A 12,290-nucleotide genomic window follows, 5' to 3' on the forward strand; every position below is an offset into this window, starting at 1 on the left:
TTTAAAATTTAAAACCAAGACCTAAATAAATAAAATGTGTATTTGCAGTTCCTTCAATATCACCTGAGTTTACAGGAAAATACTTGTAACTACCTTCTACAAAAAGCAAATCAGAAATATGATATTTCAAACCTGGATTAATTGTCAAGCCATTAAAACTTAATTTTGTTTCCACTGTCATAAAAGCAGGGTCAGAAGGATCAAAACTTGCATTCTCATATTTAAAATTCGAGGAGAAGAAAGCATAACCCAATCCAAAAAAAGGTTTTAATTTACCTTTAAAGACATCAACTTCAATACTTACATTGGGATTCCAAATTAGGATATCGTTCTGTAAAAAGAAATCTCTGGATTGTAAATAATCGATATTCAAACCACCCAAAACCGAAATCATTTCGTCTTGATAAACCGCATAATTACCTGAAATTCCAACAACACCATTAAAGCCGTCACTGATAATATTTTCATTACGAAGATTTCCAACATAGTGAATTCCTATTTGAAATTTTGTCTCTTTTTTAACGTCTGTATTTTCTTGAGCTAATGATAAATTGCTCAACAATACTAGTAACCCGAATACAATTTTTTTCATGATATTATTTGCAATCATTTAGATTTTGAACTTCAATAAATTGATTTAATACTTCTAACTCATTTTCTTTAAAATTTTCTACTGGAAAATTAATTACTTTATCCGATTTCGAAAGAGCAATAGCTAAATTATTATTTCCCATTGTGATATATTTTATATCGGATTTTGAATAATCTTGAAAGTAATTATTTTCAATAATTGTTAAAAAATTTTGTTTGACTATCAAATGATAGTTTAATTGCTTGAGATTTATAAAACTTAAAAACAATATATTGTAAAAACTAAAATCTGGTAATTCTTTATCTCTTACAAAAATAAAAATTTGAGTTAAAGCTGACAAAATAAGAAATACCATTAAAAAAAAATCAAACCCAGAAAATTTGTATTTATGTCTACCAATTATTGTCCAATCATTTTTATAAATTTTCCATTTCAAATATGAGTAAAAAGATAATTCAATCAACAAGAATAAAATACAAAAAACTTTCCAACATTATTTAATTCCAATGAATCATTAATCCATAAAAAAAATGAATAAAGAATTGTTAGAAAAACAGTAAAAAGAATAAAATAATATGATTTGAATTTCAGCATCAAAATTTGATTGATTAAGGCAAATACTTCTTCTCAAAATTTGGTTTACGTTTTTCTAAAAACGCATCTCTTCCTTCTTTTGCTTCGTCTGTCATATAAGCTAAACGCGTGGCTTCACCAGCAAAAACTTGTTGGCCTACCATTCCATCATCTGTTAAATTCATTGCGAATTTTAGCATTTTGATTGAGGTTGGTGATTTCGCTAAAATTTCTTGTGCCCACTCATAAGCAGTATCTTCTAACTCCTCATGAGGAATTACTGCATTTACCATTCCCATTTCAAAAGCTTCTTGAGCCGAGTAATTTCTACCTAAGAAGAAAATTTCTCTCGCTTTCTTTTGTCCCACCATTTTAGCTAAATAAGCCGAACCGTAGCCTCCATCGAAACTCGTTACGTCAGCATCAGTCTGTTTGAAAATCGCGTGTTCTTTACTCGCTAAAGTCAAATCACAAACTACGTGAAGTGAATGTCCGCCACCAACTGCCCAACCTGGAACGACACAAATTACCGCTTTTGGCATAAAACGAATCATACGCTGTACTTCTAAAATGTTTAATCTGTGGTAACCGTCTTCTCCAACATATCCTTGGTGTCCACGAGCTTTTTGGTCGCCACCACTACAAAAACTCCAGATTCCGTCTTTAGAACTTGGTCCTTCAGCAGAAAGCAACACAACTCCAATAGAAGTATCTTCTTGCGCATCGTAAAATGCTTCGATTAATTCTTTGGTTGTTTTAGGACGAAATGCATTTCTAACATCTGGTCGGTTAAAAGCGATTCTGGCTACACCATTGCATTTTTTATACGTAATATCTTCAAATTCTCTAACGGTTTTCCATTCAATTTTGCTCATTTTTCAAGTATTTAAGTCGATAATTGTAAATTATGTTAAATGTAAATTTCCGTAAAAATAATTCATTTTTTGCATTATATTGCAAGTTCAAAACAATAAGATTTATGAAAAAACTATATATCGGATTGCTGTTTGCATCTGGACTGTTTCCAGCTTCGGCTCAAAACTATGAATTTCAGAACGTTAATAATGTAGAATGTTTGCCAGTCATATCGCAAGATATCACGGGAACGTGTTGGAGTTTCTCTACTTCTTCGTTTTTAGAATCAGAAATTATACGATTAACTGGTAAGAAAATCGACCTTTCGGAGATGTATCAAGCGAGAACTACGTATCCTTTAAAAGCAGAAAATTATATTCAACGACAAGGAAAAGCTAATTTTAGCGAAGGTGCTTTGGCGCATGATGTAATTAATAGTGTGGCAAAATACGGTTTAGTTCCTAATAGCATTTATGATGGATTAGATGACAACTCAACAAAGCATAATCACGCTGAAATGGTTGCGGTTTTGGAAGCCATGTTGAAAACGTATGTTGAGAATCCTGCTAAAAAATTATCTCCGAATTGGAAACAAGCTATTAGTGCCGTTTTAGATATTTATTTAGGAAGTATTCCAACTAAATTTGAATACGAAGGCAAAAATTATACACCAAAATCATTTGCAGAATTCGCTAAAATCAAACCTGAAAATTATGTGACTTTGACTTCATTTACGCATGAAGCGAATTACAAACCGTTCATTTTGAACATTCCAGATAATTTTTCAAACGGAAGTATGTATAATTTACCATTAGATGAATTTATTGCAGTTATAGATAATGCTTTAGCAAATGGTTATTCACTTTCTTTGGATTGTGATGTTTCAGAACCAACGTTTTCAGGAAAATATGGGGTGGCTTTTATTCCAGAAAAAGAAGAAGATACTAAAACTGGATTGGCAGAAATTGTTGTCGAAAAGAAAATCACTCCTGAATTCCGCCAACAAGAATTTGAAAATCTGTCAACAACAGACGACCACTTAATGCACATTGTGGGTAAAGTAAAAGACCAAAAAGGAAATGTGTATTACAAAGTAAAAAACTCTTGGGGAAGCGACGAAAAGAAAGTCGCAAACGGTGGTTATGTTTACATGAGTGTAGCTTATATGAAATTAAAAGCCATTTCGGTTATGTTGCATAAAGATGGAATTTCTAAAGAAACTAAGAAGAAATTAGGGTTATAATGATCAGAAAGTTTTCTTCATTATTTTTTTTATTCTTTACTATGTTGTCTTTTGGCAATATGGCAAATCCTTACATGGACGGTAGTAAACACTCTACACTTTTATCATCAAAAAAGATAGTTGTAAAAAAAGAAAACATCAAGATTGTAATCCAAGATGGTCTTGCTTCATTATACATTACTTATTTCATTGAATCCGATAAAGCTGGAAAATTACCTTTACTTTTCTTAGCAAAAGATTTAAAAAATGATGCAAAAGTGAAGTTGAATGGTGCTGTAATCGAAAAACAATACTATTCTTATGATTCGTCCTTTTTTAAAGAATATGGCATTCATACCGTTTTAAATGATAGTGAATATAATCTGCACATCAAATTTGATGACGCAACCGAATTTTCAGAAAACATTAGTGATGTTTTTTTATTTGAGGCGAATATAAAAAAAGGAATAAATCGTATTGAAGTAGAATATAAAGCTGAACTTGGTTCTAACACTTATGGTTACACCCAAGATTATGATTTTGAATATTTGTTATACCCTTCTAAATATTGGAAAGAATTTGGAACAATTAATATTGATGTTACAGTTCCAAAAGAATTTGATTTAACCGATTTATCACATCAATTTACCAGTAATAATCAAAATAAGTATCACTTTCAAATTAACCAAAATTTTAAAGATTTTAAATTTAAAATGGTACCAAAAATTTCAAAAGTTTCGAAATTTTTAATAGCAATTGGCCCATTTAAATTTGCACTAATTATTGCTGTTTTACTTTATGGTTTATTTATTTATCTTACCACTAAAATTAGAAAAAAACAGCTTTCAAAACTTAAAATAATACTATGGAAATTAATGTATTCCATTGTTTTAACCTTTTCGTTTTATTATGCATATGACGCATTTTACGATTTAGTAAGGGCTACTATTGGTAAAAATGGACTTTGTAATTTTTATGATTTATTTTTTCTGACTTTACCCTTTTTTGCACTTGGATTCTTGATTTTATTATTTTTTACGGATACATTAATTATAAAAAAAATGAATAAAAATGCACTATAAATCAGAAAAAACCATATTTAGTTATTTCGTTTTTATAATTCTTTTTGGTGTATTTGGAATATTAATTTATGCCGCAATTACATCAAAAGAAGCAATTGGTGTACTTATTCCAATGGGAATTGTATTAGCAATAACCTCATTTTTATTATATTGCTTTTTCAAAACCAACTATATCATTTCTAAAACCGAATTAAAATATCAATGCGGCAATTTTAAAGGTGAAATTCCTATTGATAAAATTCGGAAAATTGAATACAATAATTCTATATTTGTAGCGGTCACTTTAAAATTAGGCTGGAGTCATAAAGGCATAATCATACACTACAACAAATTTGATGATTTGTATATTTCTCCAGAAAATCGAGATCAATTTACATTTGAATTGACCCAACTAAATCCTGATATTATCATTAAAAAATAAAAACTTATATGTTCGCCCGATTATTTGCTTTAAGCCTAACATTACTATTATTAAATTGTCAAGAAACTCCAGATAAATCAAAAGAATCTACCTTAAAAGATAAAGAAGGTAATGTTTCTGAATATGCCGTAAACTTTACTCCTTTGACTACTATTTACAAAAAAAGAATGGGAAATGAAATGGAAGCGTTTTACGATAAAAAATTCAATGCAAAAGATTTCAGTGGTTCGTTTTTGGTAGCTAAAAATGGTGAAATCTTATATGAAAATTACAGTGGCTATGCGTATAAAGAAAAAGGCGACTCTATTAAACAAGACACACCTTTACACATTGCGTCCGTTAGTAAAGTGATTACAGCGGTTACCGTTTTGAAATTAGTAGACCAAAAGAAACTTAAATTAGACGATCCTGTAAAGTCGATTTTACCTGAATTTCCTTACGAAGAAACTACCGTTAGAATGTTATTGAGTCACCGAAGTGGTTTGAGAAATTATGCTTATTTTACTGACGATAAAGGCGTTTGGGATAAGAAAAAAACACTAACCAATCAAGATGTTTTAACACTTTTAGCTACCAAAGATATTGGATTAGAATCAAAACCAGGAACACGTTTTGGTTATTGTAATACGAATTATGCTTTATTAGCTTTAATCATCGAAAAAGTCACCAACAAAACGTATCCAAAAGTGCTTCAAGAAATGATTTTTGATCCTTTGGATATGAAAAACACTTTCGTTTTTGATGATTTAAACAAGAAAGACGAAGTTAGTCAATCTTACAAAAACAACTATTTACGTTTGGCTTTTGAGTTTTTGGATCAAGTATATGGTGACAAAAACATCTATTCTACTCCACGTGATTTACTAAAATTTGATTTGGCACTATATTCTGATAAATTCCTTAGTGCCAAAATGAAGGAAGAAATGTACAAAGGCTACAGCTACGAAAGAAAAGGCACTAAAAACTACGGTTTAGGTATTCGAATGTTAGAATTTGAGACGGGGCAACAATACTTCTTTCACAACGGTTGGTGGCATGGAAACACCTCTTCTCTAGTTACACTTCATAAAGATTCGGTGACTATTATTGCTTTATCCAACAAGTTTACTCGTAAAACGTATCAAACGAAACGTTTAGCACCAAAATTTGGCGATTATCCGTTTAAGTTTAATGAAGAAGAAGGCGAATAATTAGCCTATTTTCACAGAAGTCATCGTTAACGAACCTCCAACAGCTTTATCGTTAAAGAATTCCACTTTATCATTATCCGTTTGAAGTGCTAAAATGTACAACAAAGGATAATAATGGTCGGGTGTTGGAATCGCTAAAGTAGCCGCTTTATGAAGCTTTTCATATTGAATTAACTCTTTATGAAAACCGTTTGAAATTTTATTTTTAAAAACATCGTTCATTTCTAAAGCCCAATCAAATCCATATTCAGGCTCGCTAAGTTTATCCCAAGCTACCATTCGTAAATTGTGTACCATATTACCGCTTCCTATAATTAAAACACCTTTTTTACGAAGGGAAAGTAATTGTTTTGCCAATTCATAATGATAAGCCGCTGGTTTGTAATAATCAATACTCAATTGTAAAACCGGAATATCGGCATTAGGATACATGTGTTTTATTACCGACCAAGTGCCGTGATCCAATCCCCAATCGTGGTCTAATTCCACCGCTGGATTCGAAATTAATTTTTGAATTTCAGTCGCCAATTCAGGACTTCCTGGAGCTGGATATTGTACATCAAATAACGCTTGCGGGAATCCTCCAAAATCATGAATCGTTTTTGGATTTGGCATTGCTGTTACTAAAGTTCCTTTCGTTAACCAATGTGCTGAAACGACTACCACTGCTTTTGGTGTTGGAATTTCCTTCCCCATTTGTTGCCAACGTTTTGAAAACTCATTGTCTTCAATAGCATTCATTGGCGAACCGTGTCCGATGAATAAAACGGGCATTTTTTCTTCTACTTCACCTAATTCTTTTGTCCAATCATAGAACGGTTGTATACTTGCCATAGCGATTCCTCCTGAAAGTAAAGTTATGAAATTCTTGCGATTCATAAATTAATATTTGTATATACAAATGTAGTGATTTATTTTATACTAAATACTAATTACAAGTTAAAAACGTTATTCCATAAATTACTCGAAATGAAAATCCTAATTTTATTCCTCACTATTAGCCTAACAAACTATTCTGTTACAAAAAAAAACATCGAAAAAGAAAGAAGTCTATTGAAAACGGAATACCTTTCAAATGAAAATAAAGCCAATACACTAAATGAGGCAAGAATAAAACTAACCGAATGTTTATACAACGATATATTCAATCATTGGTACACCACAAAATGGAGTTTTGAAGGACATTCCGAAAAACCGAAACAAGGAACGATTGCTTGTGGTTATTTTGTTTCAACAACTTTAAGAGATGTAGGATTCAATATAAATCGATACAAATTAGCGCAAAAAAGTCCAGAAGATGAAGCAAAAGTAATTGCTTGTGGAACTTCAATTGAAAAACTTCAAAACGTTTCAAAACAAGAATTAAAAAAACACTTTCTAAAACAAAAAGATGGCATTTATTTTATTGGCTTGGATTTTCATGTTGGGTACATTTATAAAAACAATCAAGAAGTGTATTTTATCCATTCCAATTACATTGAAAATAAAGGTGTGATGAAAGAAACCATTGAAAATTCGAAAGCTATTGTAAGTTCAAAATATTTCATTGCATCCATAACTCATAATGACAACTTAATAAAGAAATGGTTACTAAAAGAAATTATAGCTACAAATTAAGCAGCTCTATTTTGAAATATCTCAAAATGAAGAAAATAGAAATTAAATTAATAATTAGAGCTAACCAATAATGTTTATTGTAATCATTAGTATTTATAGTAATTTGATATAAATTTAAAAGAGGTAAAATTACAATACCTATCCAAATAGGAATCCAAATGACTTCGGTTTCAAAACCAATGAAATTTATAGTTTCAAAATTTTGAAAAATAGCAACAAAAGTCATTAATAAAATAACAACACTTAATAACAAATAAATGGTTGGTTTTATGCTCATAACTTACTATTTAATTGATTCAAAAAAATCAAAAGCTCTCATTTCAGCAAAAGAATAATTTGATTCCTTTACAATAAAAGCACAATGACCGCCATAAACAGGCGTTTCTAAAAAGATATTCGAACTTTTGGTAGCTGCATCAACTGGAAAACATCCTTCACCTAAAAAAGTATCATTTAAGGCATTTAAGATTAAAACTGGTTTTGTAATGGCATCCAAACTTCTTGCAGGAGAAACTTTGTAATAATAATCAAAACGATCTTTAAAACCATGTAATGGTGCTGTGAAATTATCATCTAAATCTTTGAAATTTTTCACTTTCTTTAATTGGTGTAAATCGATAAGTTCTGGAAATTGCTTGGCTTTTAATTGTAATTTTTTATTTAATCCGATAAGGAAATTTTTCATATAAACTTGGTTAAATCCTTTGTGCAAAGCATCAGCACTTACTTGAATTTCAATTGGAACAGAAACAGAAACAGCTGCTTTTATAGCATCATTTAATTGGGGTTCTCTTCCTAGATAGTTCAAAATTTGGGCACCACCCATAGAAAAACCTATTAAATACAACTCTTTAATTTCTTTACTCAATGCAAATTGTACTACAGCATCTAAATCTTCTATTGAGGCATGATGATACAATTGAGGCAAACGATTCATTTCGCCACTGCAAGTACGGTTGTTCCATGCAAAAACAGAATAATTGTTTTTTAAAAAATAATCCGAACAACTATTAATATAGGTTCTTTGCGAATTTCCTTCTAAACCATGGCACAAAATAATGGCTTTATTTGGATTGGTAATTTTATAATCAACGGTTAAAAAATCGCCATCATAAAGTTCTATTTTTTCTCTTTTATAATCGGGAGCCTTAAAACGCTTGAACTTACCTGCATATATAGTAGCAATGTGAGGATTCTTGTAAAAACCCGAAACAAGTTCGTTGTATTTTGATTGCGCTATTATTGGCATTATAAACGTTGTTATACTAAATAAATCCCGTCTTCTTTGATTTCGATAAGTTTTTGTTTGTATAAATTTCCAACGGCTTTTTTGAAATTCTTTTTACTCATTTTCAAAACCGTTTTAATGTCTTCTGGATGCGAATTATCGGTTAATCGCAAGAAACCACGATTCGCTTTTAATTCGTCTAAAATTACTTGCGAAGAAGGTTCAATTGCCTCTACTCCTATTTTACGGAGTAATACATCTATTTTACCATCTGGACGAATGTTTTTGATGTAGCCTTTTGTTTTCATTCCAGGTTTTACATCATCATACACTTCGTTTTTATACGCTAAACCTTTGTGTTTTTGATTGATGATACAATTGATTCCGCCTTCGGTAATGTGCGAAATTAAAATATCGACTTCTTCATTACGTTGTAAATCTAAATTTTCGTTGCTCAAAAACTGATTGGTTTTACTCGAAGCTACTAATCGATTGGTTTTTTCATCCATAGTCATGTAAACCAAGTAACGTTTGCCTTCTTCCATAGGACGTGCTTGTTCTTTAAACGGAACAAACAAATCTTTCTCCAATCCCCAATCTAAAAAAGCTCCAAATTTGTTGATGTAATTTACTTTCAAATGCGCAAATTCGTTCAACTTAATATAAGGTTTTAACGTAGTTGCAACAGGGCGTTCTTCGTGATCTAAATACACAAATACGGTTAAATCATCGCCAATAGTAAATTCTTTTGGAACGTATTTATTTGGCAATAAAACATCATCTTCTTGTGTATCTTCGCTTCCTAAAAACAAACCAACTTTTGTATCTCTAAGAATTTTTAACGTATTGAACTGTCCTATGTGTAACATAAATAAAAATAAATAAAGCGCAAAGGTAAGCATTTTAAAAATTAGAATTTAGAATTTAAAATCACGAAATTCAGAAAATAAAAAGCCACAAATCAATTACTGATTTGTGGCTTTATGCTATAATTCTAAAACTTATATTCCGATTTCTAATTGAAAACGTACGTACCAATTTTGTTTGTTACTTCCGTCAAAATAATTCATATCACTCAAAGTAACTTCTCCTTGTAATTTGAATGCATGTTCCCATAAATATTTAGTAACACCTAACGAATATTGTTTGGAATCTGGTGTTAATGCTTTAATATCGTCATGCATATTTTGAGTTGAAAAACGACCAATGATTTCGTAATTGGTTGGGAAAACATAACTCAATTGATAATCCATTCCACTTCCTACAGGAACATAATTAAACTCTGTAATATCATCTGGATTAAAAGCAATTGGATCTTTTGCTGAACGCGACATATAACTTGACATAAAAGCCCAACCGTTATATTTAAACATCGCATCTAATAATACCGATTTCATAGTTTTTTGTTCGAATAAATCGCTCCCTAATTGCCCTTGCGTTCTTCTTGCTAAGTTATTTTGATGAAAAGCTCCAGATAATAACAATTTAGGCTTTTCTTCGCGCGCTACGTCTCCTTCAAAATTGGTTCCGTCTTTTTTGAATGAACCAAAAGGCATTAATTCTAATTTTCCCGTTAAAGCTACTCCATCATCAGCAGATTTTGTCCAGTTTCTACCTTCTCCAGTAGTTATTGCCGTCTTTACATTGTATGAAAATTTATCTTTGTTTTCGTTGAGATAATACGCTTGAAAACCAAAATCTCTATCAATTGTAAAACGAGCATTGTTAATACTTCTATCTGTCAATTGTAAGGCTCCTGATGAATTGACACGTTGACGGTTTCCTGGTAATTTAGTTTGACCAAAAAGAAAACTCCAATGTTTATTTGGACGATAAAAAACAGCTGCATCTCGAATGATATTGATGTTTTCGCCATCTTGAATTTCACCCACATCACCTGGTGCGAAAGAAAGTTGAATTACATATAAAAAGTGTGGATTACCTACATAACCATCAAAACGCAAACGCAAACGTCTAATTTCACCAGAATAAGCTGGATCAGCATCTTCATTCTGAATATAGGTAACTCGGTTTTGCATTCTAAAACGGATATTTAATTGAAATAAACTATCCGGCGATGTTATTCCCAATCCTTTTCCATAATTATAATATGGAAGTGCTGCCAACTTTAAATCGTTGTCTTTTGTGGTTACTTTTATATCCTGCGCAACAGCAAAAAAGCTGATTACAAGTAATAAAAAGGTTACTAATTTTTTCATTTGTTATGTTGTTGTTTATTTTGCGCAAACTTAACATTAAAACAAGGTTAAGTATGTTAAGTAAATATTACCTTTGCAAAAAATTAACGTTATGTCAAATATATACATTGGATATCATTTTACAATAAACCCAGTTGAATTAGGAAGTGAAATTTTAATTGCCGAACTAGGCGAAAAAGCCTTTGAAAGCTTCATTGAAACAGAAACTGGAGTTTCTGCCTTTGTTCAAAAAGATTTATGGAGTGAGAATATATTAGAGGATATTCAAATTCTAGAAAATCCAGAATTTAAAATTGACTATACATTTGAAGAAATTGAGCAAGTGAATTGGAACGAAGAATGGGAGAAAAACTTCGAACCCATTGATGTTGATGGAAAATGTCACGTAAGAGCACCATTTCATGAAAAAACGAATGCTGAATTTGACATTGTAATAGAACCAAAAATGAGTTTTGGGACTGGTCATCATGAAACTACACACATGATGATTCAACATTTGTTAGAAACGGATTTAGTAGGAAAGAAAACCTTAGATATGGGATGTGGAACTGCTATTTTAGCTATTTTGGCAGAAATGAAAGGCGCGCAACCTATTGACGCTATTGATATTGACAATTGGTGTTACTTAAACTCTATTGAAAATGCAGAGCGAAATAATTGTAAACATATTTCGGTTTATGAAGGAGATGCTTCTTTATTAGTAGATAAGAAATACGACATTATTATTGCAAACATCAATCGTAATATTTTATTAAACGATATGCAACAATATTTAGATTGTCTTAACGAAAATGGAATTTTATTCTTAAGCGGTTTCTATACCGAAGATATTCCTGTGATTTCAGAAAGTTGTACTTCAAAAGGATTAACTTATGTAAAACAATTTGAAAGAAACAATTGGGTGGCATTGAAGTTTGTAAAATAGCATTTTGAATTTTGTAAATTAAATTCTAATTTTGTTACACAACTGATACTATTTAGATTATGAGTACAATAGAAAAAGTTAAAGAAGAAATTTTAGTTGAAGAAGCTATTGGATTAAACCATGAAATCGTATTACACAATGATGATGTAAACACCTTTGATCATGTAATTGACACATTAGTTCGAGTATGTAATCATGATGATTTACAGGCAGAACAATGCGCTATACTAGTTCATTACAAAGGAAAATGCACGGTTAAAACAGGTTCTTTAGAAGAATTAAAACCGCAGTGCTCTGCTTTATTAGATGCAGGTTTAAGTGCTGAATTGATATAAAAAAAGTCCCGATTAAATCGGGACTTTTTAT

15 protein-coding genes are annotated in these 12,290 nt (G+C 30.9%); 7 read left to right on the forward strand and 8 right to left on the reverse strand.

Features of this window, described 5'->3' with window-relative positions:
- Position 1 precedes the first annotated feature (1 nt).
- The 3 genes from IM755_RS08835 to IM755_RS08845 form a co-directional block, all read right to left on the reverse strand.
- Positions 2-592, reverse strand: a complete 591-nt coding sequence (locus IM755_RS08835; protein WP_194095900.1) for an outer membrane beta-barrel protein — start codon at positions 590-592, stop codon at positions 2-4.
- A gap of 4 nt (positions 593-596) precedes the next feature.
- Positions 597-1,028 (reverse strand): hypothetical protein, encoded by a 432-nt coding sequence (locus IM755_RS08840; protein WP_194095902.1) that lies wholly within the window; start codon positions 1,026-1,028, stop codon positions 597-599.
- 172 nt (positions 1,029-1,200) lie between these two features.
- Complete coding sequence (locus tag IM755_RS08845; RefSeq protein WP_194095904.1) at positions 1,201-2,040, reverse strand: 1,4-dihydroxy-2-naphthoyl-CoA synthase; 840 nt, start codon at positions 2,038-2,040, stop codon at positions 1,201-1,203.
- Positions 2,041-2,144: 104 nt separating this feature from the next.
- Here IM755_RS08845 and IM755_RS08850 point away from each other — a divergent pair, with 104 nt between their 5' ends.
- Genes IM755_RS08850 through IM755_RS08865 form a run of 4 tightly spaced genes read left to right on the forward strand, consistent with a single transcriptional unit; the run spans position 2,145 to position 5,935 of the window.
- Positions 2,145-3,263 (forward strand): C1 family peptidase, encoded by a 1,119-nt coding sequence (locus tag IM755_RS08850; RefSeq protein ID WP_194095907.1) that lies wholly within the window; start codon positions 2,145-2,147, stop codon positions 3,261-3,263.
- A gap of 59 nt (positions 3,264-3,322) precedes the next feature.
- Positions 3,323-4,324, forward strand: a complete 1,002-nt coding sequence (locus IM755_RS08855; RefSeq protein ID WP_194095910.1) for a hypothetical protein — start codon at positions 3,323-3,325, stop codon at positions 4,322-4,324.
- Positions 4,314-4,745: a PH domain-containing protein gene (locus IM755_RS08860; RefSeq protein ID WP_194095912.1), complete on the forward strand. Its 432-nt coding sequence runs from the start codon at positions 4,314-4,316 to the stop codon at positions 4,743-4,745. The genes IM755_RS08855 and IM755_RS08860 overlap by 11 nt, the downstream gene beginning before the upstream one ends.
- A gap of 8 nt (positions 4,746-4,753) precedes the next feature.
- Positions 4,754-5,935, forward strand: coding sequence for a serine hydrolase domain-containing protein (locus IM755_RS08865; protein WP_194095938.1), 1,182 nt, complete (start codon positions 4,754-4,756; stop codon positions 5,933-5,935).
- Here IM755_RS08865 and ygiD read toward each other — a convergent pair whose 3' ends face one another.
- Complete coding sequence (gene ygiD / locus IM755_RS08870; protein WP_194096010.1) at positions 5,936-6,769, reverse strand: 4,5-DOPA-extradiol-dioxygenase; 834 nt, start codon at positions 6,767-6,769, stop codon at positions 5,936-5,938.
- Between the two features lie 135 nt (positions 6,770-6,904).
- On the opposite strand from ygiD, the gene IM755_RS08875 reads away from it, so the two are divergent.
- On the forward strand, positions 6,905-7,552 hold the full coding sequence (locus IM755_RS08875; RefSeq protein WP_194095940.1) for a hypothetical protein: 648 nt from the start codon (positions 6,905-6,907) through the stop codon (positions 7,550-7,552).
- Here the strand turns inward: IM755_RS08875 and IM755_RS08880 are convergent.
- The 4 genes from IM755_RS08880 to IM755_RS08895 all read right to left on the reverse strand — a co-directional run bounded on the left by IM755_RS08880 (position 7,542) and on the right by IM755_RS08895 (position 10,999).
- Positions 7,542-7,829 (reverse strand): hypothetical protein, encoded by a 288-nt coding sequence (locus IM755_RS08880; RefSeq protein WP_194095942.1) that lies wholly within the window; start codon positions 7,827-7,829, stop codon positions 7,542-7,544. The genes IM755_RS08875 and IM755_RS08880 overlap by 11 nt on opposite strands.
- A gap of 6 nt (positions 7,830-7,835) precedes the next feature.
- Positions 7,836-8,801: a YheT family hydrolase gene (locus IM755_RS08885; protein ID WP_194095944.1), complete on the reverse strand. Its 966-nt coding sequence runs from the start codon at positions 8,799-8,801 to the stop codon at positions 7,836-7,838.
- An 11-nt stretch (positions 8,802-8,812) separates the two neighbouring features.
- Positions 8,813-9,649, reverse strand: coding sequence for a CvfB family protein (locus IM755_RS08890; protein WP_194095946.1), 837 nt, complete (start codon positions 9,647-9,649; stop codon positions 8,813-8,815).
- A 132-nt stretch (positions 9,650-9,781) separates the two neighbouring features.
- On the reverse strand, positions 9,782-10,999 hold the full coding sequence (locus IM755_RS08895) for a porin (protein WP_194095948.1): 1,218 nt from the start codon (positions 10,997-10,999) through the stop codon (positions 9,782-9,784).
- Between the two features lie 91 nt (positions 11,000-11,090).
- Between IM755_RS08895 and prmA the strand changes: the two genes are divergently transcribed.
- Together prmA and IM755_RS08905 are read left to right on the forward strand one after the other, a co-directional pair.
- A complete protein-coding gene (gene prmA, locus IM755_RS08900) occupies positions 11,091-11,924 on the forward strand; it encodes a 50S ribosomal protein L11 methyltransferase (protein ID WP_194095950.1) in 834 nt (277 codons plus the stop codon).
- Positions 11,925-11,983: 59 nt separating this feature from the next.
- A complete protein-coding gene (locus tag IM755_RS08905; protein WP_194095952.1) occupies positions 11,984-12,259 on the forward strand; it encodes an ATP-dependent Clp protease adaptor ClpS in 276 nt (91 codons plus the stop codon).
- The last annotated feature ends 31 nt before the right edge of the window (positions 12,260-12,290 follow it).

This window comes from Flavobacterium proteolyticum (genome assembly GCF_015223105.1).
Taxonomy (GTDB): Bacteria; Bacteroidota; Bacteroidia; order Flavobacteriales; family Flavobacteriaceae; genus Flavobacterium; species Flavobacterium proteolyticum.